Genomic DNA, 19,453 nt, shown 5'->3' with positions numbered 1-19,453 from the left:
CGGCGGGCCCGGAATCCGGTTACCCCTGCATGTGGACCGGAATCCGGATAGCCTGCGTGCATGGGGAGTGCGCAGATTTCTCGACTGTCTCTGGCAACGGGGGTGGCGCCGGCGGTGATCGAGGCGCTCGGCGAGCTCGAGGACGCGCAGTACGCGGTACTACGCGAATCCTTCGAGCGCGCCCGGGCCACCCGGGCGCGCGAGCTGAATCGGGCCATCGGCAACGGGCTGACGATGCTGCCCGCGCTGGTGCGCCCCGTCGCCCGGCGAGTGCTCTTCTCGTAGGGGAGTCGTCGTGACGAGTCTCGAATCGCGCGCCGAGGTCATCAAGCTGGCGCGGGAGCTGCAAACCGAGCCGGAACGGCTGGATTTCCTCGAAGGCGCTGCGCCCGAGGCGATCCGGGCGTTCCGGCGCAGTGTCCACCAGCGCCTGGACGCGCCGCATCGGCCCATGTTCCGGCGGATCGCGAAGGTCGGCGCGCTGGTACCCGGCACGCTCGCGGTGCGCATCGCCATGCGGTACTACGGCCCGATGTTCGTGGGCATGGTCGCCACCGAGGTGCCGCCCGCGCGCGCGGCCGACCTGATCGGTTCCGTGCCACCGGAATTCATCGCCGACGCCGCGCCGTACGTGGATCCCGAGGCCGTCGGGCCGATCGTGCGGGGGCTGCGGACCGAGGCGATGCTGCCCGCGATGCGGGAAATGCTGCGCCGCAAGGACTACGTGACGCTGGCCCGCTTCGTCTCCGCGGTCTCCGACGAGCTGATCCTCGAGGTGCTGCCGTCCATCGAATCGGGCGCGGACCTGCTCATGATCGTCCTGAATTCCGAGATCAGCGATGTCGCCGGGCATTTCGACATCGTGCTCACGCGGGTGGACGACGATCGGATTCGCAGTCTGGTCCAGGCGGCCGCCGACGCCGGGCTGTTCGCCGAAACGCTCACCTTCCTGCAATTCCTGAGCACGCCGACGCGCGCCCGCATCGCCGACGCGGCCGCCGAGCTCGGCCCGGCGGTCCTGACCGCCATGATCGACGCGGCTCACCGCGAAAATGCCTGGCCCGAACTGCTATCCGTCGCTGCCGCGCTCACCGAGACCCATCTGAGCTCCTTCGCCGCCGCCGACGCCTGGACCGAACAGGCCCTCACCGGATTGATTGCGGCGGCCGACCAGCACGACCTGTGGGACGCGCTGATCCGCGTCGTGGCCGCAATGCCCCCGGATCGCCTCCGTGTCTTCGCTGAACTCCCGGCGTGGGACACCGTGGACACCGCCGCGGCGTTGGCGGCCGCCGAGCGCTCCGCCCACGGAGACCGCTTGGCCGACCTTGTTGCCCGGCTGCGCGCCTGACGCACCGCCCAATTCGCGGGCCCGTCGGCGTCAGTATCGGTAAGCAAGCCGAACGCGGCCCGCGGAAGGAAGAAAGGCGAGGATGCATGCCCATGGAGTTGGATACGACGGAACTGATCGCCCGGGCCCGGGCCGGCGACCACGATGCGTTCCGCGACCTGGTGGACATGCACTCGCACGAGTTGCAGGTGCACTGCTACCGCATCCTCGGGTCGCTGCAGGACGCCGAGGACGCACTCCAGGAGACCCTCGTGTCCGCTTGGCGTAACCTCGGCGAGTTCGGGGAGCGGTCCTCGCTGCGGACCTGGCTCTACAGGATCGCGACCAATCGGTGCCTGAGCATGTTGCGCGCCGACAGCCGACGCCCCCGCATCGCGCCCCCGCCGCGGGAGGCCGCGATGCCCGAGCCCACCGGCGCCGGGGAGGCCCCGCCCTGGCTGGAGCCGTATCCCGATGTCCTGCTCGACCACCTCGTCGACCAGCGCCCCGGCCCGGAAGCCCGGTACGAGACCACCGAAGCCATTTCCCTGGCCTTCATCACCGCCCTGCAACTGTTGCCCCCGCGTCAGCGCGCCGTGCTCGTCCTGCGCGACGTCCTGGGCTACCACGCCACCGAGGTCGCCCGCATGCTCGATGCCACTCAGGAATCGGTGCACAGCGCCCTCAAACGCGCCCGCGCGACCGTCGACAACCACCTCGCCGACTCCAGCGGCACCGGCGGGCCCGCACGCCAACCCGACACCGCCGCCGAACACCGGCTCGTCGCCCGGTTCACCGATGCCATGGAACGCGCCGATCTGGACGCCCTGATCGAACTGCTCGTCGCCGATGTACGACTCTCCATGCCCCCGGCCATGCTGGAATACCGCGGCATCGAATCAGCCCAGCGGCTTCTCGCCGCCGTCGTCTTCGTTCCCGGCCGCACCTACCGCGTGGTACCGACCCGCGCCAACGGCCAGCCCGCCTTCGGTGTGTACCTGGCAGACCCCCACGCCGGTGTCTTCCACGCCTACTCCCTCCTGGTCATCGCCACCGCCGGCGATACCATCACCTCCCTCACCGGCTTCCACAACACCAGCATCATGACGCGCTTCGGACTGCCTCGAACCCTCCCCGAAACATAGTGACGGACTTCTGATTCCACCCTGCCGTCCCGCGCCCGAAGAGTGCGGGGCAGCCTGGATCTGCGCGCTCGCCGACGGCAGCCACCTGCACCGGTACCTCGCCGAGCGCATCGGCGCGCTCCCCGGCGTGCACCGCGCCGAGACCGCGATCGTCACGCAGTGGATCAAGCGGGCCGGACCGCTCGTCGCCTCCCGAGCCTGAGCGCGGCTTGCTTTCAAGCGCACTCGAAGCTTTAGCGTCGGGGCCATGACCACGACGAACGAGACGAAGACATGGATCATCACGGGCGCGAGTTCGGGCCTCGGCCTGGCGCTCGCCGAGGCGGCACTCGCGGCCGGCGAGCATGTGATCGGGACCGCGCGACGGGCCGACCGGTTCGACGGGCTCGAGGCGCGGTACGGGGATCGATTCCTCGCCATCGAGCACGATGTGCGCGACACGGCGGGAACGGCCGCGGTCGTGCAGCGGGCGCTGGAGGTGTTCGGGCGCGTCGACGTGCTCGTCAACAATGCCGGCGCCGGACAGGTCGGTGCCGCCGAAGAGATCACCGATGCCGCGCTGCGGGCCATGCTCGAGCAGCACCTGTTCGGCCCGGCCGCCTATGTGCGTGCCGTGCTGCCCCACCTGCGGGAGCGCCGCTCGGGCGCGATCGTGCAGATGAGCAGCCAGGGCGGGCGGATGTCGTTCCCCGCCGTCGGCAGCTACTCGGCAGGCAAGTTCGCGCTCGAAGGCTGGTCGGAGGCGCTCGCGGGCGAAGTCGCACCGTTCGGCATCCGCGTCCTCATCGTCGAGCCCAGTCGCTTCCGCACCGCGTTCAACGCCGCCGACGTGCTCAACACAGCGCAGCAGAACTCGATCTACGACGAGACCATCGGCGCGGTGCGCGCGAACATGGCCGAGGCCGACGGCATCCAGGAAGGCGACCCGGCACGCGCCGCCCGGGTGATCCGCGACATGCTCGACACCCCCGGCGCGCCGCTGCGGCTCCCGCTCGGTGCCGAGGCGGTTCGCAACCTCACCCGCGTCTACCGTAGTGCGCTCGACGACGTCGAGAAATGGGCGGCGGTGAGCGAGTCGGCAGACTTCCCGGGCATGCGGCCCGCGGTGCGCGCGTTCTGACCGCCGTACGCTGTCAGCCATGGCCACCGAAGCGCTGATCGAACGCATCCTCGCCGCTGGCGACGGGCCATCCACGTCGGCGATCGATGCGCTGCACCAGCTGCTCGACGACGCCACGATCGAGGACTCGGCGAAGCCCAAGGGTGTCGCCGAGGCCGCCCGGCTCGTCGGGCTGTCGGCGCACACCCTCCGGTACTACGAGCAGGAGGGACTCGTGCGGCCCGCTCGCAACACCTCCGGGTACCGCGAGTACTCCGCGTTCGACCTGCGCCGCCTCGTCTTCCTCACCCGGATGCGCCTGTCCGGCATGACCATGACCGACCTCAAGCGCTACATCATGCTCGTCGAGCAGGGCCCAAGCACCATCCCGGAACGCCGCCGCATCATGCTCGACCAGAAAGACCGAATCACGCGGCAGATCCGTGAGCTCGGCCTGGCGCTGGAGACCACCGAGTACAAAATCCGCGTCTACGACGGACACCCGGAAGGCTGACGCCCGCCCTCTGTCCAACGGGGCCGATGTGAGCGTGTTTCATAGGTGTTCGCCTGTGAAACAACCAGCGCCGACGGCGCCAACCTGCTGCGATCACGTTTCATGGGTTGTTGCCGTCTCGGTGGGCCCATCGGATGCTGGTGTCCCGTTCGAGACCGGCGGCCTCGTCCCGGAACCCGGACAGCACCAACCGGTGCGAAGCGCGCGTGTTTCGGTCCAGTTTTCTGGACACTTGACGTGTCCGAAATCCCGTCGCGCAGACCGGAGTTCGGGTGGCGTGCCCGGCCGGGGAGGCGAGGACCTTTTCGCGCCAGTGGAAGGCCCAGCGGACGCAGTTGGCGCAGTTGATGTGTCCGGTGCAGCCGTCCAGCAGGATCGGCCTCGTCATCGAAACCGTCTTAGATCCGTAAACCTGCCCCCGGGGACCGTGGTGCTCGAGAGGGTTGGCATTGAAGGGATCAGCGGTATTGCGCGAAGAACTCGGTGATCTCACCGGACATCAGCGCGGGTGCGACATGGTGCAGGTAGTGCTTTACCGGAATGGGTTCGAGGGCAGTGCCTTTCGGTGGGGTCGTGAGCATTCGAGCCTTGACGGCGGCGGGTGGGGGATCTATCTTCAGGATACGGAATCGGATTCCGGTTCCGAATGTGAAAGGAGTTTCGATGGGTTCCCTACGGGTCCGGGCGGTGCCGCGGTCGCTCGTCGGTGCGGTGCTGGTGAACACCATGGTCGGGCCGCTGCTGGCGGATCTGGTGATTCCGGATGTCGCGAGGCAGCATCTGCGCAATCCGGGATGGCCGCCGCATGCGAAGTTCCACGATGCGCAGTACATCGGGATGGGAATGCTGACGGGGGCGATCGGATTGCGGATTCTGTTGCGGCGCAAGGGAGATCCGCGGGCACAGTTCTATCTGGCGGCGGCGCTGGGGTCGGTGACCTGGCTGGGGATGTGGGGTGCGCTGCTGTTTCCCGGGACGGCGGCGAAGGATCCCGAATTCGAGTGCACCGGGCACAAGGTCCTGGGGCTGGACCTCCAGCTGTTCATCGCGCTGGTCATGCTTCTCGGGCTGTCGGGTGCGGTGGGCCTGGAGCGGACCCGGCCGCACCGGATCGCGGGATGAGTGAGCCCGTCCCGATCGGCGAGGCCGCGCCCACCCGCAAGCGGCGCGATGCTGTGCGCAATCGCGATCAGGTGCTCGACACCGCGGCCGCCCTGTTCGCCGCGCGCGGCGACGAGGTCCAAATGGCCGACGTGGCGCGCGCCGCGGGGGTCGGGGTCGGCACGATATACCGGCATTTCCCGACTCGCCGCGCGCTGATCGCAGCCGTGGCGCACCGGCGATTCGCGGAGATCATGGCGTACGCACGCCGCTCCAGCATGCCGAATCCCGATGTGCGCCAAGCGCTGACGGACCTGTTCACGCACATCGCCCAGGTGCACGAGCGCGGGCGCGCACTGTCCGGCGCCATCGAATCGGTCCTCGGCGACACCGAGCCCCGCGGTGAGATCCGAGCCGAGTTCGCCACGCTCGGTGCCGAACTGCTGGCCCGAGGGCACGCCGATGCCACCCTCCGCGCCGATGCCACGGTTGCGGACCTCTACATGATCGTCGGGGCCGTGGCCGCGGTCGCCCGCGGCGGATTCGGCGATTGGCGGCGTTTCATCGAACTCGCCCTGGACGGGCTGCGGCCCACCGGCGTGATCCCATAGTACGTGCCGCGTACTACGTGGCGCGAACTACGCAATGTGTACTAGACGTCCCGATTCCCGGTGGCGACTGCATATTGCCGGATCGCTCGACCTGCTGCCGGACACCACCGCCGCAGCGCTGAAACAGGCGGTCGAGACCACCCGCGCCTGCGCCACCGGCGCGCACGTCACGCTCGCGATCGGTTACGGCGGCCGTCAGGAAATCATCGACGCGTTCCGCGATCTGCTCTACGAAGGTGTCAGCCACGGCAAGACGATCGGCGAGATTGCGGACAACCTGACCGTCGACGACCTTGCCGCATATCTCTACACCGCTGATCAACCCGATCCGGACCTGGTCATCCGTACCAGCGGCGAACAGCGCCTGTCCAATTTCCTGCTGTGGCAAACCGCTTACTCGGAACTGCATTTCTGCGAGGCATATTGGCCCGCCTTCCGCGAGATCGATTTCCTGCGCGCACTACGCAGCTACGCCGACCGCCACCGCAGATACGGCGCCTGAGGCCGGAACAGCTAGCGGTCGGGCCATATCCGCCCGACTTTCGGCGGTGTTACTACCAGGCGCGGGTATTGCCTCGTGTGGCGCGATTCTTACAGGCACCCCGTCTTGATGAACTCGAGCAGGTCAGTGCTGAGCTGATCCATATGGGTCAGGTGTAGTCCGTGGGAGGCGTTCTCGTACACCTTCAGCTCGCTGCCCGGGATGAGCTCTGCGGTCAGTTGCCCGCACAGGTTCAGCGGGTTGAAGGGATCGTCGGCGCCGTGCACGACCAGTGCGGGCACGTCGATGGCGCGCAGATCGTCGCGGTGGTCGGTCTCGGTGACGCTGTGGCTCAGGCCCAGCATGGCATTGGTGGCCACCGAATTGGCGTCAGCCACCGTCCAATCGATCAGCGCCTGGGAGATGGTGTTCTCGGGCAGTCCGACACCGAAGAAGAGCTCGGAGACGGCGCGGATCCAGCCCGGGACATCACTGCGCCACATGGTGCGCAGGGCATCGAAGCTTTCGGGCTCCATGCCGAGCGGGTTGTCCTCGGTCTTCGTCATGTACGGCAGCGCTGAGGAGACCAGTGCGATGCGAGCGACCCGCTCGGAGCCGTGACGTGCCAGATAGCGCACGATTTCGGCGGTGCCGGTCGAGTGCCCGACCAGGGTGACCTCGCGCAGGTCCAGTTGCTGCAGTACGGACTGCAGATCGTCGGCGAGAGTGTCGAAATCGTATCCGCCCCAAGGCTGTTCGGAGCGGCCGTGGCCGCGGCGGTCGTAGGCGACGGTCCGCAGCCCCGCCTCGGCCAGGCGGACCATTTCGTACTGCCACATGGCTGAGCTCAGCGACCAGCTGTGCAGGAAGACCACTGGGGTGCCCGTACCCCAGTCCTTGTAGAAGATGTTCACGTCTGCGGCGACGGTGAGGTATGGCATGGGAGGGCCTTCCTGCTGGAGCGGTGGATCTCGGTGATCTCGAGATGAGTCTGCAGAATGATGTGATGATGAGCGACGAAGCGCCGCAGCGGATTTCGAGTGGGCAGAAGTGCTGCCCGTGATCACCGGTCCGGTGGCCGCCACCGTCGTTGCGGCGGCGACCGACGGACCCGGGTCACTGGCTCAGGCGCCCGCGGGCACCTTGTCCAGGAATCCGAGCACCTGGATGATCCGGCCGTCCGCGCCGATCACCGCGACGTCGAATCCGATGACCAGCGGCTCACCGCCGGGGCGTCCGAGGTGCCAGGTGAACCGCGCGATGTCGTGGTGGGCGTCGACCGGTCCGCCGAGGCTGAACTCCAACCCCGGGAACTGCCCCTGCACCGCGGCGATGGTGGCCTCCAGACCGGCATGCCCGGCGACCGCGACCAACGGATCGGTGTAGCCGGCATCCTCGGCGAACACACTGGCAACCAGTGCCTTGCGCGCCTGCGGCTCGGTGGCGTTCCAGGCCGCCAGGTAGCCCTCGACCAGCTCGTTCACGTCGCTCATTGCCTTCTCCTTCGTAGTGCTTGCTGCGTTGTGAGCACTACGTTATGGAGATCCGAACCCCCCGGAATCTGTCGCACTTAGGTACCGCCTACCGGCGTGTGCACTCGCCGCCCCGCCCCGGCCACGACCCCGGAACGGACCAACCCGCCGGGCGCCGGCACCCCGACGCCGATGCTGGCAGGGGGTCGAGACTGGTAAGGATCCGTATTCAACTGGTCTGCATTCCCCCGGATCACCTCGTTGAGTCTCGGCCGGTTCCCCTGGTGGAGTAGGTCGTCCAGCTGCCACCGGCCTCGCCCCAGACCCGGGTCATGTGCTTGGCGGAGAATCCGAGGGCGTCGGCGACGACAGGTGCCGGTGCTTGGAGGACGAGCTGGCGGAGCGTGGCCGACTTCGTGGCCTGAGCGGGCAGGCCGAGGTCTTGGCGTAGGCAAGGTGATCGACGCGCGAGTCGTCGACGATGGAAACCTGGTGACTGCGGGCGGTGTCACCAGCTGAATAGATCTGGCGCTCTGGATGATCACCCGCCGCCCGCCCCGAATATCCGGCACATCGGCGTCGGCCACCAGTCGCCAACCTGATCTTCAACAACCCATCAGAGCAGCGGCTCGTCCCGGGTCGAGTTACGCCAACGGCGTCGCAGGGTGGGTATCGGGTGTCGCGAAGTGCTGCGCGGCGTCGTGATCGTGGGTGGGGACGATCGTGACGGTGTGCCGCACGCGGTGCAGACGGTGCAGGGTCCGGAAGGTCTCGTCGCGGTCGTCGTCGGCCAAACCACCGGGGTAGCTGGACTTTTGGCGGAGCGTGTCGATCTGCAGATGGTGCCATGCCGCATCGCCTGCCAGCAGTACCCAGCCACGCGGGGTATGCGCGAGGATCCCGACGCTACCGGGGGTGTGGCCGGCCAGATCCACCAGCAACACGCTGCGGTCGCCGAACAGATCGTGGCTGCGCGGGAAGGTCAGCACCGGTGGGCCGTCCAGGTCGTAGCGGACCACGGTGCGTTCGCGCAGGGAGTCGCGCACGCCGCCGACGGGCGCCACCGGTTCGGAGGTAATCCACCGGTACTCGACGCTGTGCAGATGCACCGGCAGATCCGGCAGATCGAGCAGGCCGCACACGTGGTCCCAGTGTGCGTGCGTCGGCAGTGCGAAATCGAGTGCGGGCAGATCCGGCTGGGCCCGCAGGGCGGTGATCGTCGCGACGGTGTCCGCCGGCGGCCGCACGGCCGTGCGCAACACGGCGGGCAGTTGTGCGATGGCGCGCTGTTCGGCATCGAGACAGTAACTCGGATCGACGACGAAACACGCCTCGGGATGCCGGATGACGAAGGAGGTCAGCGCATTCTCGATCCGGCGCGGTGAGAACACCCCCTCCACGACGGCGGCCGTCGGCACCGAACGCGGCACCTGCGCCAACGCGGTGACGGTGACCGTGCGCTCGGGATCGGGTAGCCCGGCGTCGGTGATCGACTGCAGGAACCGCTCGTCGGCTCGGCGCGGGCGCACCGCGCCGTAGACCGAACCGATTGCGGCGGTGCAACATTCGAGCAGGCTGGGAGAGCGTACTGGATCAGACATGGCGACACGGTAATACTTGAGGTCGACATGAAGTAAAGGGGTGAATCGTGACCACGGACGAGGCGATGAAAATCGGGGACGCGGCGGCTGTGCTCGGCATCGAGGCACATGTGCTGCGGCATTGGGAATCGATGGGCGTACTGGTACCCGGGCGCACCCCTTCGGGGCATCGCAGCTACGACGGCCAGACTCTCGACCAGGCCCGCGTGATCCGGACGTTGCAGCGGACCGGCCTGTCTCTCGAACAGATCCGCGAACTGGGCGTCAGCACCCGGGACGAACGCGTGGCGCGGGTGGCCGCGCGCCGCGCCGAGGTGCGCGAGCGCATCGCCCTGCTGCAGGCCACCGACCGTTTCCTGGATCATCTCGCAGCGTGCCGGCACCCCGTCATCGCCGAATGCCCGCAGTGTGCGGAGTTCGTCGCGGCCGAGCACCCCATGAGCCGATTCCCGGCTCAGCCGTGACAGCTGCACCGGGCCCGCGGGACGGGCCGGGGTGCGTGTCGAAGCCGGGTGGCCGCGGCTACGAGCGGGCTGAGCGTGGCGGTGGCCAAGGCGCCGAGGGTGGTGTTGGTGGCCAGGATCAGCCGGACAGTTTTCATAGCCGCGGAGAGGACCTCGCCGCCGCGCTGGCGCATCTGCTCTTCGTAGCGCCCGATCGCGTCGGTAATGGTCGTGGTGCCGTCGGAGAGGGTGTCGAGCTGGGCGAGTAGGTCGGCTGCGTCTTGTATGGCCGCGCCGGCGCCCATGCCGGCGGTGGGTGGTGTGGCGTGCACGGCGTCACCGAGAGCGGTGATACGGCCTGCGGCCCACGGTGCGAGGTCGGTGGCGCGAGTCGAGGCGGCGTTGAACCGGAACGCGGCCACGCTGGCGAGATCGGCGCGAGCGATAACTTCCAGCGTGTGGCCGGCCCAGTTGCGGTCACGGAACCGATCGAGCAGAGCGGTCTGCAACGCGCCGCCGCGCAGTTCGCGCAGGGAGTCGATTTGGGCGGATTCGGGGAACATCGCCCCCCAGATGTAGGTCGGGTCAGTCGTGATCGACATGCTCAGCTCGGGGGCATCGAGCGCGGCGTTGCCGACCGGGTCGAGGAACCCGACGTAGAGCGCGGCGCCTCGTGGGCCGATGCCCGTCGTCGAGCGGGTCCCGAGCCGCTGCTGCTCGGCGATGCTGAGGTCGGTGCGCCGGGTGCGGCCGGAGAATCCGATGATGCCGGTCGGGTGGTTGGTCGGGCCTGCCGCCAGGTGGCGGCCGACGACCGAGTGGGTTCCGTCGGCGCCGACCACCAGGTCCGCGGTGACCGACGTGCCGTCGATGAATATGACCCGCGGCATCCCATGTTGGTCGGTACCGACGTCCGACACGGTCCGCCCGAGTTGCAGATCCCCGTCGACGGCCTCCGCCAACAGCGTGCGCAGCGTGATGCGGTCGACGTCGATGCTCGCGCTGGCGGACAGGTCTGGACCATGTCCGAGCAGGCGCCCGCGGTAGTCCCAGAACATGTCCCGGTCCCGCAGGCGCAGTGCCGATCCCGAGGCCAGCAGTCGGCGCATGATTTCCGGTGCCACCAGCCGCGCGAGCGCCGACTGGGCTCGCTCGTCGAGGGTGATGTGGTAACCGCCGGTCGCGGCGACGTCGGTGTCGCGGTCGAACACCGCCACCTCATAGCCGGCCCGGCGCAATCCCGCACCCAGTGCGAGCCCGCCGATCCCTCCCCCCACCACGACAACACGCATGCTCAACCGCCTTTCCGCCGTCGACCGATAAATCGCTGTTGACGCAGACGATGCCAGCAGTAGTGGACACCGAATGGCCAGTACGGATGGCACGATTACGCAATGGCCAGTACGTCACACCGGGCGCTGCGGCTGCTGTCCCTGCTCGGCTCACGCGGGACATGGCAGCTGCGGGATCTCGCCGCCCGACTCACGGTCAGCGAACGCACCGTGCGACGCGACCTGGACACCTTGCGCGAGCTCGGATACCCGGTCCTGACCGTCCGAGGCCCGGACGGCGGTTACCGGCTCGGCACCGGACACACCCTGCCGCCGCTGCTGCTCGACCACGACCAAGCACTCGCGATCGCGATCGCGCTGCAAACCGCACCTAGCTCCGTGTTCGGCCTGCAGGACGACACCGCCAGGGCGCTGGCCACCTTGCAGCAAGCCATACCCGACACGCTACGAGCCGCCATGGAATCCCTACGCCTGACCAGGCTGCACAACTACTGGGAGTTCCCCGCACATCCGATCGACCCCACCGCGCTCACCGCCGTCGGCACCGCCGTGCGGCTCCGCCATATCCTCATCAGCGAAGTTCTCCGCCCCGACGGGACGCGCCCGGCCCCTGGCGAGCCGGACTTCGCAGCAGCTCACCGGATCGAGCCCCACCACCTCGTGGTGTGGGCGGGGCGGTGGTACCTCATCGCCTACGACCTCGAAGACCACCACTGGCGAGTACACCGGGTGGACCGACTGTACCCGCGGCCCACCACCCGCGGCTTCGCACCCCGCGAACTCCCCGGCGACGACCTCGCGCACTTCGTGATGAGCAGCCACGACCGTGGCGACACCCCCGCAGACTGGCAATGCACCGGCAGCGCACGCCTCAACCTGCCCGCCCACATCGTGGCCCGCTGGGCACCCGGCGGCTCCGTCGTCGAACACCTCGACACCGACCACTGCCGCCTCACCCTCGGGGCCTGGTCCTGGGCCGGCATCGCCGGAATCCTCGCCACCTTCGACACCGACCTCACCGACGTGCATCCACCCGAACTCCTTCACGCCTGCCACCACATCGCGCACCGCTACGCCAGCATCCAGACGGAAGAACTCACCGTTGAATAAACGATTACCGAACGCTCGTGGCCCCACGTCATCGATGCCGCCGAGCGCCGCGTCATCCTCGCTCGGCGCGCCGACGGCGAATCCATCCGCACCATCGCCCACGACGAGAACGGATTCGTTGTCTACAACGAACGTTTCGAACGAGTGCCCGACCGTGACGTGATCCCCGGCCGGCTCGCCGCCCCGCCCGCCAGCACCCACCGATCCAGCGAATTGACCTCCACAGCAAAGCGTTTCAGTCGCCAACCTTCGCTAACGCCAGTTTCCGGCCAACTGGACCCCACATGCCTATAACCACAGCCGAGCAGTGACGGCGTGACCGGTTTGCCCGGACGTCGGCAACAGGTTGCGCACCTGTCCGCTGAGCAGGCTCAGCATCCGAGGATCTCCACCACTGGTCGTTGCGGATCGTAGGTGGCCCACCCCGGGTCCCCGGTTCTGGCGAACGCAACCCAGGCAGCGTGTATCTGAGCCGCGAGGCCGGCCGGGGCAGGATTTGGGCCGAGCAGGGCTGTGTCGCTGTGCAGGCACGGCTTGTCGGCAATGTCGAACACGAAAGGCAGCTCGACGGTGTGGGCGGCACCGAGTCGTCCGTGCAGGGCCGTCGAGCGGTACCCGAACGAGTAGACATGTGTGCGGCCGCCCGAGATCCGCGCGTGGACCTGCGCCATGCGCGCCGTTCCGGCCCCGAACAGAGCCTCTCCGAGTATGGCGGAACGTAGTTCGCCCGTTGTCGCGTCGGGCCGTGCTGCGCGGTGCGCGGCGATGGCGGTGATCGGGTCCCCGTGCACCCGTGCGGCGATGGCGTGCACGTCGGCCTCCGTGGAGGACTCCAGCTTGCCCTGCGGTACAAGGTAGAGGTGCCCCTCCTCGGTGTTGGTGCCGATGAGCAGGTCGACGTCGGCTGCGGGGCCGTCGGCGAGACCGTCGGCGGGCTGGACCGGCAGGACCAGGCTGAACGGGCTGAGCCCGACCAGCGGGTCTGTGGCGGTGCTGGTCTGCAGGTCGAGGCCGGCCAGTGCGGGCAGGATCTCCAGGAAACGCTCGTCCGGAACCCCGGCGAACGCCTCGGCGGTCGGTTCGACGCCCAGCGCGGTGGCCGCCGTGGCAGTGACCCGCTGCGCCTGCTCCGGGGTGAAGGCACCTGTGCCGCTGCCGCTCTGGATGATCGCCCGCCGGAACAGACCGTTGGCCTCCGGTGTTGCGAGCAGCGCGCCGGTGAGCGTGGCTCCTGCGGACTGGCCGAAGAATGTGACATTTTCCGGGTCACCGCCGAACGCTGTAACCGTGTCCCGCACCCAGTCGAGTGCGGCGAGCACGTCGAGCAGGCCGCGGTTGGGTGGCGCGCCGGCCAGGTCGAGGAAGCCGGGGATGCCGAGGCGGTAGTTCACCGTCACGAGGACGACGCCGTCGCGGGCGAAGGCGCTGCCGTCGTAGAGCGCGGCGCGGGTCGAGCCGGTGACGAAACCGCCGCCGTGCACGAAGACCATGACGGGTCGTTCGCCGCCGTCGGCGGCAGGCGTGCGAATGTCGACGGTCAGGTATTCCTCGCCTCGTACCCAGCCCGGCCCGAAGTAGGGGGTCATGTCCAGCAGGCCGAAGTCGCGGGTCGGCTGAGGGGCGGTCGGCGAGGGCTGCGTGCCGTCGCGGACACCGGACCAGCCCGGGTGCGGCGCGGGTGGAGCGAAACGGCCGGGACCGATCGGGGCTGCTGCGTAGGGGATCGCACGGTAGAGTTCACCGGCCCCGTCGCGGACGCCGCGCACGGCACCGGCCGGAGTTTCGACGACCGGGGCTGCATGCTGAGGCATGGGAAACGCTTCCTTTCTGGGGGACATCAGGAGATGCGGGAGAAGCCCGCCCACTCCTTGATCGCGAACTTCGACCCGGTGCGCTCGACCTGCGCGGCGCCTTGGCCGCCGAAGTGTGCGGGAAAGACGAGCGCGTTGTTCTCTGCAGCCCAGCCGAGCAGCTTGTGCCGGGTAGCCCGGGACTCCGCCGGATCCTCACAGAAGCAGGAGTTGGTCTCCGGCTCCACGATCTGCAGCGGGGTGTGCACCAGATCCCCGACGAACAGTGCTCGATCGCCGCCGGACTCCAGGGTGAGCACGGACGAGCCCGGGGTGTGCCCTGGAGCCAGGTCGAGCCGCAGGTTCTTGTCGATCCGATACGACCCATCCCACAGGTGGGCCAGCCCCGCCTGGTGGACCGGCGTGACGCTGTCCTCGAAAACGTTCTGGTTGCCGCGGCCGAACACGGTTTCGTATCCGTTGACCGGGTTCCAGAACTCGAAGTCCCGTCGCGTCATCAGGTATGTGGCGTTCGGGAAGGTCGGCACCCAGGTTCGGCCGTCGAGCCGGGTGTTCCAGCCGACATGGTCGATGTGCAGGTGTGTGTTGACTACGATGTCGACCTCTTCGGGCCGCACGCCGGCAGCCGCGAGATTGTCGACATAGTTCGTGTTCAGGCGGCTCCACACCGGCGCGTAGGGCCGATCCTTGTGGTTGCCCACGCCGGTGTCGATGAGGATTGTGCGGCCCTCGCTGCGCAGCACCCAGGACTGGATGGCCGAGTGACACTCATCGGCCTCCAGGTTCCAGAAGTCCGGAACCAGCTCGCCGCGGTGCTCGTCCCACGAGCCGTCAGGGCTGTCCGGAAAGAACTGGTCCGGAGTCATCTCGACCGAGCCGTAGAACTCTTTGATGCGGGTGACGGTGACGTCGCCCAGGGTGATCTGCTCCATGTGATCCGTCCTCGGATTGGGGGCGCGTGGCCCGATGCGATCGAGTCTGTGCACGAGGATTCGGACGAACCACTCCCGCGTTGTCCTACCCCCGGCAGGGTGTGGCTGCGGTCGGGCTGTGCTCCGGATACTGGAGAAATGGACGGACCTGGACCACTCGGCGAGTTCCTCCAAGCCCGACGGGCGCGGCTGCGACCGGAGGACGTCGGCTTGCGCGAAACCGGACCTCGCAGGCGGGTGGCCGGGCTGCGTCGCGAGGAGCTGGCCCAGCTGGCGGGGGCTACTATTGGATTAGTAGCCCCTTAGCCAAGGGAGTGATCGTGATGGCGAATGGCCAGGTCACGGGCGGTAACCGCACAGTTCTGGATATCTGTGCGCGGGTGTCGCGTATCGGGGATGACCGGCAGCGGTCCACGGGCGGACAGGTCGAAGACTGCGAAGTCCGGGTGGCGGAGCTGGGTGCGGCGGTCGGGGAGGTGTTCGTCGACGAGGGGCGCTCGGCGTGGAATCCGCGGGTGGAGCGTAAGGCGTGGGAAGCGTTGATGAAGCGGTTGGAGTCGGGCGCGACTGGTGGGGTGATCGTGTTCGACATGGCGCGGTTCTCTCGTCGGCCGATCGAGGGGGAACGGCTGATCCTGGCGGCCGAACGCGGTCTGCTGGTGTTGGACAGTGAGGGCGAGTACGACCTGTCGACTGCCAACGGCCGCAAGTCTTTTCGCGATCAGTTGAATGCGGCAGCGTACGAGTCGGATCGGTTGTCGACGCGCGTGAAGCGCGGCAAGCGGGTCAAGGCCACGCGCGGGGAGTCCAACCACACCCATCGCCCGTTCGGTTACGAACGCGACGGCATGACGGTCCGCGAATCCGAGGCCGCGGTGATCCGGGAGATGGTGCGCCGGATCCTGGCCGGGGAGAGCATGAAGAAGATCGCGATCGATCTCAACAATCGGGGCATCACGACCTCGGTCGGCGCACGATGGAGCGGGGAGAAAGTGAAGCGGGTCGCGGCCAATCCGCGCAACGGCGGCTATGTGCAGTATCTGGGAGAAAACATCGCACGGACCGAGGGTCCCGCGCTGATCAGCGAATCGGATTGGAACCGGCTGACCGGATTGTTCGCCGGGCGCGGCAAGGGACGACCCGCCACCGGGGAGTACGTGTGTTCGGGTCTGGTGCAGTGCGGGAACTGTGGTCGCGGGCTGACCGGGCGTCCGCAGTACAAGCGGGCACCGTATCCCGACGGGGAGACGCGGCGGCGGTATTGGTGCCAGAAGCGGTTGACCGGCGGCGGGTGCAACAAGGTGTCGGTGGATATGCGGCTGCTGGATACCGCGATCGGGAAGCTGGTGGTCACCATCCTGTCGGACCCGCGCCATGTGGAGGCGATGAACGCCGCAGCGGTCGCGGTGGCGGCCAAGCGGCGGCCGGTCGCCGACGAGCTGGCCCGGTCCGAGGAACTGGCGACCGAGTTGTCCGGGCGGCTCGGGCGCGGAGAGATCAGCCTGCAACGCTAGGACGCCGCTGTCACACCGTTGGATCGGCGGATCGCCGAGTTGCGGACCACGCTGGATGCGATCGATGCGACGCGGGTGGTCGATGACTCCGCAGAGGCGCGCGCGGAGTCCCTGGAAGTGTGGATTGCGCGGTGGGAGGCGGCGAACGTGGGCGAGAAGCGGTCGATGTTCAAACGCGCCCTGCACGGCAAGCGGGTGAAGATCACGCCCGCCACGACCCGGGGGCCGGTGTTCGACCGGTCCCGGATCGTGGTCGAGCCCATTACCGTCGCCGCGTGATCTTTCTCCCCGGATTCTGGTGCCTGCGGAGTCTGCGGCCGGTGATCCGGCCGGGCCCGGTGAGCATGGTCGAACGCATCGCCCACGCTCGCGAGCAGGCCCAGCGTGAGACCTATGACCGCCTGGCCCACGAGTTCACCCCCGCCCGCTGCGCCGAGTTGGACGCACTACTGGTCACCGACGCCTCGTTGGGGGTCTCGCGGTTGCGGTGGCTGTCGACCGGGCCGGTCGAGGCTTCGGCGGCGGCGGTGCGCGCCGAGGTCGACAAGCTGGCGTTCCTGCGCGGGTTGGGTGCCGATCGCCTGGATATGTCGGTGCTGCCCGCCGAGCGGCGCCGGTTCCTGGCTGGGATGGGGCGTCGGCTGACTCCGCAGACCCTCGAGCGCCGCGATCCGCAGCGCCGGTATCCGATCCTGCTCACCGTGCTCGCCCAGTCTGGCACCGATGTGCTCGATGAAGTGGTCGCGTTGTTCGATCAGGCGATCTCGGCGAAATTCGGTGCCGCCGAACGCAAGATGCAGCAGGAGCTGGCCGAGCGCGGCAAATCCGGCGAGGACCGCCAAGCCCTGCTCGATGACCTGTTGGCGATCGTCACCGACCCGGCGGTAGCAGATGAGGAGATCGGCGCGCTGATCCGCGGGGAGAAGATCGGCTGGGAACGCCTGCGCGCCGCGCTTGCTCAAGCCAAGCCGCGCCTTCCCCGCGATCACGGGCATCTGGCCGCCCTGGACTCCAGTTACAACTATCTGCGCAGTTCACCCCGGCAGTGCTCGAATCGGTGCGCTTCGCCGGCGGGACCGCGGCGACCGAGCTGCTGATTGCGGTCGCGATGCTGCGCGAACTCAATGCCACCGGTCGGCGCAAGGTCTTCGACGACGCCCCAGCCGGGTTCGTACCGACGAAATGGCGCGGCTACCTCGACCAAGCCCGAAAGACTGGCAGCGCCACCGCCTATCGGCACTACTGGGAGCTGTGCGTGCTGCTGGGCCTGCGAGACGGGTTGCGCAGCGGGGATGTGTTCGTGCCCGGCTCGCGCCGTTACGCCGACCCCGCCACCTACCTGCTCACCGCCGATCAGTGGGAACCCCAGCGTGAGGAGTTCTGCCGCCTGGTCGGCCGGGCCGCCGATCCCGGCGTCGCCCTCGCCGCCGCCGTCGCCGAGCTGCACGCCGCGCTCGGTGAGCTGGAGACCGTGCTGGCTGAGGGTGCGGGGCCGGTGCGCCTGGACGAGGAGTCCGGTGATCTGATCATCTCGCCGTTGACCGCGGAAGATGTTCCGGCCGAGGCGGTCTCGCTCAAGGCCGAGCTGACCGAGATGCTGCCCTTCGCGCCGATCGTGTCGCTGCTGATCGAGCTGGACAAACGCACGCACTACCTGAACTGCTTCACCCACCGCGGCGGCCAAGGCACCCGCAGCCCCGAGTTGAAACGCAACCTGATCGCGGTGCTGCTGGCGCATTCGACGAACCTGGGGTTGACGCGGATGGCCGAGGCCTGCGGCATCACCTACGACATCCTGTCCTGGACGAACGAATGGTATGTGCGCGAGGAAACGTTGCGCGCGGCGAATGGGGTGTTGATCGACTATCACCAGCATCTGCCGCTGACCTCGGTGTTCGGGGCGGGCACACTGTCTTCCAGTGACGGGCAACGCTTCCCGACGCGCGGGAAATCGACCACGGCACGGCCGATGAGCCGCTACTTCGCCGATCAGGGCCTGTCGACCTACACTCACGTCACCGACACCCACGCCACCTACGGCACCAAGGTCATCGTGGCCACCAAACGCGAAGCCCACTACGTGCTCGACGAGATCCTGGGCAACGCCACCGATCTGCCGATCACCGAGCACGCCACCGACACCCACGGGGTCACGCTGGTGAACTTCGGCCTGTTCGACCTGCTGGGGATGCAGCTCTCGCCGCGGATACGGGACCTGGGCCGGATCACCTTGTATCGGTGCGAGCCCCGCGCCGACGCCGAGGCGCGGTTCGCGCAGGTGGGGCCTTTGCTGACCCGCAAGCTGAACCTGGAGTTGATCGCCAGGCACTGGGACGATCTACTCAGGTTGGCCGGCTCGCTGAAGTTCGGACACGCCACTGCGTCGCTGCTGGTCGGCAAGCTCTCGGCCTCGGGGCGCCAGAACACTCTCGCGGCCGCGCTCAAGGAATACGGGGCGCTGCGGCGCACCATCTACGCCGCCAAATACCTCTCCGACCCGGACTATCGGCGGAAGATCTCGCGTCAGCTCAACAAGGGCGAATCGCTGCACGCGCTGCGCCGCGACCTGCTCTATGCCCACGAGGGCATGATCCGGGCGCGCCACATCGAGCAGCAGGCCGAACAAGCCTGGTGCCTGACCCTGGCCACCAACGCGGTAATCGCTTGGACCACAGAGTATTACGGGCTGGCAGTGGAGCAGATGCGCAGGGCCGGACAGCGGATCGACGATGAGGTCCTGGCCCACATCTCCCCGACGCACAGCGCCAACATCAACTTCTTCGGCGCGATCGAGGTCGACATCGAAGGCGAACTCGCCCAGCTCGGCCCGACCGGGTACCGGCCGCTGCGGGTCCGCGACACCCTCTTCTGACCTGGCCCCAGACTCTCTCATCGACATCCTGTAATGGCTCCCCTTTATGTCAAGAGGCAGTTGGGAGTCCGTCGTTAGACTGAGTGGTGGTAGGTCCGGGTTGTGGCTTGTCCGAAGGATCGGTG

20 protein-coding genes and 2 pseudogenes are annotated in these 19,453 nt (G+C 68.1%); 14 read left to right on the top strand and 8 right to left on the bottom strand.

Going from position 1 to position 19,453, the window contains the following annotated elements; all coding sequences use genetic code 11:
• The first annotated feature begins 60 nt into the window (after positions 1 to 60).
• The 5 genes from ABH933_RS18940 to ABH933_RS18920 all read left to right on the top strand — a co-directional run bounded on the left by ABH933_RS18940 (position 61) and on the right by ABH933_RS18920 (position 4,088).
• Entirely contained in the window at positions 61 to 285 is a 225-nt protein-coding gene (locus ABH933_RS18940; protein WP_429423515.1) for a hypothetical protein, read from the top strand.
• A gap of 10 nt (positions 286 to 295) precedes the next feature.
• The gene (locus ABH933_RS18935; RefSeq protein WP_429423514.1) at positions 296 to 1,351 is read left to right on the top strand and encodes a hypothetical protein; all 1,056 of its coding nucleotides are present in this window, start codon (positions 296 to 298) and stop codon (positions 1,349 to 1,351) included.
• 92 nt (positions 1,352 to 1,443) lie between these two features.
• Positions 1,444 to 2,475, top strand: coding sequence for a sigma-70 family RNA polymerase sigma factor (locus ABH933_RS18930; protein WP_429423513.1), 1,032 nt, complete (start codon positions 1,444 to 1,446; stop codon positions 2,473 to 2,475).
• Positions 2,476 to 2,722: 247 nt separating this feature from the next.
• Positions 2,723 to 3,595 (top strand): SDR family NAD(P)-dependent oxidoreductase, encoded by an 873-nt coding sequence (locus ABH933_RS18925; RefSeq protein ID WP_429423512.1) that lies wholly within the window; start codon positions 2,723 to 2,725, stop codon positions 3,593 to 3,595.
• A gap of 19 nt (positions 3,596 to 3,614) precedes the next feature.
• Positions 3,615 to 4,088: a MerR family transcriptional regulator gene (locus ABH933_RS18920; protein ID WP_215919899.1), complete on the top strand. Its 474-nt coding sequence runs from the start codon at positions 3,615 to 3,617 to the stop codon at positions 4,086 to 4,088.
• 100 nt (positions 4,089 to 4,188) lie between these two features.
• Here ABH933_RS18920 and ABH933_RS18915 read toward each other — a convergent pair whose 3' ends face one another.
• Positions 4,189 to 4,476 (bottom strand): hypothetical protein, encoded by a 288-nt coding sequence (locus tag ABH933_RS18915; protein WP_429423511.1) that lies wholly within the window; start codon positions 4,474 to 4,476, stop codon positions 4,189 to 4,191.
• 70 nt (positions 4,477 to 4,546) lie between these two features.
• Positions 4,547 to 4,669: a hypothetical protein gene (locus tag ABH933_RS18910; protein WP_429423510.1), complete on the bottom strand. Its 123-nt coding sequence runs from the start codon at positions 4,667 to 4,669 to the stop codon at positions 4,547 to 4,549.
• A gap of 82 nt (positions 4,670 to 4,751) precedes the next feature.
• Between ABH933_RS18910 and ABH933_RS18905 the strand changes: the two genes are divergently transcribed.
• From ABH933_RS18905 to uppS, 3 genes are read left to right on the top strand one after another with little or no spacing between them, the layout of a single operon-like run.
• Entirely contained in the window at positions 4,752 to 5,210 is a 459-nt protein-coding gene (locus ABH933_RS18905; RefSeq protein ID WP_429423509.1) for a DUF6640 family protein, read from the top strand.
• A complete protein-coding gene (locus ABH933_RS18900; RefSeq protein ID WP_429423508.1) occupies positions 5,207 to 5,800 on the top strand; it encodes a TetR/AcrR family transcriptional regulator in 594 nt (197 codons plus the stop codon). Before ABH933_RS18905 ends, ABH933_RS18900 begins: the two co-directional genes overlap by 4 nt.
• A gap of 34 nt (positions 5,801 to 5,834) precedes the next feature.
• A complete protein-coding gene (uppS, locus tag ABH933_RS18895) occupies positions 5,835 to 6,302 on the top strand; it encodes a polyprenyl diphosphate synthase (protein WP_429423507.1) in 468 nt (155 codons plus the stop codon).
• An 89-nt stretch (positions 6,303 to 6,391) separates the two neighbouring features.
• Here the strand turns inward: uppS and ABH933_RS18890 are convergent, their stop codons facing one another.
• The 3 genes from ABH933_RS18890 to ABH933_RS18880 all read right to left on the bottom strand — a co-directional run bounded on the left by ABH933_RS18890 (position 6,392) and on the right by ABH933_RS18880 (position 9,354).
• Positions 6,392 to 7,222, bottom strand: coding sequence for an alpha/beta fold hydrolase (locus ABH933_RS18890; protein WP_429423506.1), 831 nt, complete (start codon positions 7,220 to 7,222; stop codon positions 6,392 to 6,394).
• A gap of 183 nt (positions 7,223 to 7,405) precedes the next feature.
• A complete protein-coding gene (locus tag ABH933_RS18885) occupies positions 7,406 to 7,774 on the bottom strand; it encodes a nuclear transport factor 2 family protein (RefSeq protein ID WP_429423505.1) in 369 nt (122 codons plus the stop codon).
• Positions 7,775 to 8,397: 623 nt separating this feature from the next.
• On the bottom strand, positions 8,398 to 9,354 hold the full coding sequence (locus ABH933_RS18880; RefSeq protein ID WP_429423503.1) for an MBL fold metallo-hydrolase: 957 nt from the start codon (positions 9,352 to 9,354) through the stop codon (positions 8,398 to 8,400).
• A 47-nt stretch (positions 9,355 to 9,401) separates the two neighbouring features.
• Here ABH933_RS18880 and ABH933_RS18875 point away from each other — a divergent pair, with 47 nt between their 5' ends.
• Positions 9,402 to 9,818 carry a MerR family transcriptional regulator gene (locus ABH933_RS18875; RefSeq protein ID WP_429423502.1) on the top strand — a complete coding sequence of 139 codons (417 nt, stop codon included), beginning with the start codon at positions 9,402 to 9,404 and terminating at the stop codon, positions 9,816 to 9,818.
• On the opposite strand, the gene ABH933_RS18870 is transcribed toward ABH933_RS18875, so the two are convergent.
• A complete protein-coding gene (locus tag ABH933_RS18870; protein ID WP_429423500.1) occupies positions 9,809 to 11,089 on the bottom strand; it encodes an FAD-dependent oxidoreductase in 1,281 nt (426 codons plus the stop codon). The genes ABH933_RS18875 and ABH933_RS18870 overlap by 10 nt on opposite strands.
• Before the next feature lie 102 nt (positions 11,090 to 11,191).
• Here ABH933_RS18870 and ABH933_RS18865 point away from each other — a divergent pair, with 102 nt between their 5' ends.
• Positions 11,192 to 12,199: a helix-turn-helix transcriptional regulator gene (locus tag ABH933_RS18865; protein ID WP_429423499.1), complete on the top strand. Its 1,008-nt coding sequence runs from the start codon at positions 11,192 to 11,194 to the stop codon at positions 12,197 to 12,199.
• A 371-nt stretch (positions 12,200 to 12,570) separates the two neighbouring features.
• Here the strand turns inward: ABH933_RS18865 and ABH933_RS18860 are convergent, their stop codons facing one another.
• Both ABH933_RS18860 and ABH933_RS18855 read right to left on the bottom strand, forming a co-directional pair.
• Positions 12,571 to 14,010 carry a carboxylesterase/lipase family protein gene (locus ABH933_RS18860; RefSeq protein ID WP_429423498.1) on the bottom strand — a complete coding sequence of 480 codons (1,440 nt, stop codon included), beginning with the start codon at positions 14,008 to 14,010 and terminating at the stop codon, positions 12,571 to 12,573.
• Between the two features lie 26 nt (positions 14,011 to 14,036).
• Positions 14,037 to 14,942 carry an MBL fold metallo-hydrolase gene (locus ABH933_RS18855; protein WP_429423497.1) on the bottom strand — a complete coding sequence of 302 codons (906 nt, stop codon included), beginning with the start codon at positions 14,940 to 14,942 and terminating at the stop codon, positions 14,037 to 14,039.
• A 138-nt stretch (positions 14,943 to 15,080) separates the two neighbouring features.
• Between ABH933_RS18855 and ABH933_RS18850 the strand changes: the two are divergent.
• From ABH933_RS18850 to ABH933_RS18835, 4 genes and pseudogenes are all read left to right on the top strand, one after another.
• Positions 15,081 to 15,230 (top strand): annotated as a pseudogene (locus ABH933_RS18850) (transcriptional regulator); the annotation flags it as partial.
• Between the two features lie 35 nt (positions 15,231 to 15,265).
• Entirely contained in the window at positions 15,266 to 16,456 is a 1,191-nt protein-coding gene (locus tag ABH933_RS18845) for a recombinase family protein (protein ID WP_429423771.1), read from the top strand.
• A gap of 18 nt (positions 16,457 to 16,474) precedes the next feature.
• Positions 16,475 to 16,735: a hypothetical protein gene (locus tag ABH933_RS18840; protein ID WP_429423495.1), complete on the top strand. Its 261-nt coding sequence runs from the start codon at positions 16,475 to 16,477 to the stop codon at positions 16,733 to 16,735.
• Positions 16,736 to 16,776: 41 nt separating this feature from the next.
• A pseudogene (locus ABH933_RS18835) lies at positions 16,777 to 19,328 on the top strand (Tn3 family transposase); the annotation flags it as partial.
• Between the last annotated feature and the right edge of the window lie 125 nt (positions 19,329 to 19,453).

The organism is Nocardia sp. GP40 (genome assembly GCF_050434125.1).
Taxonomy (GTDB): domain Bacteria; phylum Actinomycetota; class Actinomycetes; order Mycobacteriales; family Mycobacteriaceae; genus Nocardia; species Nocardia albiluteola.
The sequence above is the reverse complement of the archived record's forward strand: the minus strand, read 5'-3'. Positions and strand labels throughout refer to the sequence as shown.

What these genes read in the sequence shown, in the direction of transcription:
- ABH933_RS18865 (WP_429423499.1), top strand. Translation starts at nt 11,192, where the DNA reads ATGGCCAGTACGTCACACCGGGCGCTGCGGCTGCTGTCCCTGCTCGGC.
- ABH933_RS18915 (WP_429423511.1), bottom strand. Translation starts at nt 4,476, where the DNA reads ATGACGAGGCCGATCCTGCTGGACGGCTGCACCGGACACATCAACTGC.
- uppS (WP_429423507.1), top strand. Translation starts at nt 5,835, where the DNA reads ATGTGTACTAGACGTCCCGATTCCCGGTGGCGACTGCATATTGCCGGA.
- ABH933_RS18870 (WP_429423500.1), bottom strand. Translation starts at nt 11,089, where the DNA reads ATGCGTGTTGTCGTGGTGGGGGGAGGGATCGGCGGGCTCGCACTGGGT.
- ABH933_RS18845 (WP_429423771.1), top strand. Translation starts at nt 15,266, where the DNA reads ATGGCGAATGGCCAGGTCACGGGCGGTAACCGCACAGTTCTGGATATC.
- ABH933_RS18920 (WP_215919899.1), top strand. Translation starts at nt 3,615, where the DNA reads ATGGCCACCGAAGCGCTGATCGAACGCATCCTCGCCGCTGGCGACGGG.
- ABH933_RS18930 (WP_429423513.1), top strand. Translation starts at nt 1,444, where the DNA reads ATGGAGTTGGATACGACGGAACTGATCGCCCGGGCCCGGGCCGGCGAC.
- ABH933_RS18910 (WP_429423510.1), bottom strand. Translation starts at nt 4,669, where the DNA reads ATGCTCACGACCCCACCGAAAGGCACTGCCCTCGAACCCATTCCGGTA.
- ABH933_RS18925 (WP_429423512.1), top strand. Translation starts at nt 2,723, where the DNA reads ATGACCACGACGAACGAGACGAAGACATGGATCATCACGGGCGCGAGT.
- ABH933_RS18900 (WP_429423508.1), top strand. Translation starts at nt 5,207, where the DNA reads ATGAGTGAGCCCGTCCCGATCGGCGAGGCCGCGCCCACCCGCAAGCGG.
- ABH933_RS18890 (WP_429423506.1), bottom strand. Translation starts at nt 7,222, where the DNA reads ATGCCATACCTCACCGTCGCCGCAGACGTGAACATCTTCTACAAGGAC.
- ABH933_RS18905 (WP_429423509.1), top strand. Translation starts at nt 4,752, where the DNA reads ATGGGTTCCCTACGGGTCCGGGCGGTGCCGCGGTCGCTCGTCGGTGCG.
- ABH933_RS18855 (WP_429423497.1), bottom strand. Translation starts at nt 14,942, where the DNA reads ATGGAGCAGATCACCCTGGGCGACGTCACCGTCACCCGCATCAAAGAG.
- ABH933_RS18885 (WP_429423505.1), bottom strand. Translation starts at nt 7,774, where the DNA reads ATGAGCGACGTGAACGAGCTGGTCGAGGGCTACCTGGCGGCCTGGAAC.
- ABH933_RS18880 (WP_429423503.1), bottom strand. Translation starts at nt 9,354, where the DNA reads ATGTCTGATCCAGTACGCTCTCCCAGCCTGCTCGAATGTTGCACCGCC.
- ABH933_RS18860 (WP_429423498.1), bottom strand. Translation starts at nt 14,010, where the DNA reads ATGCCTCAGCATGCAGCCCCGGTCGTCGAAACTCCGGCCGGTGCCGTG.
- ABH933_RS18940 (WP_429423515.1), top strand. Translation starts at nt 61, where the DNA reads ATGGGGAGTGCGCAGATTTCTCGACTGTCTCTGGCAACGGGGGTGGCG.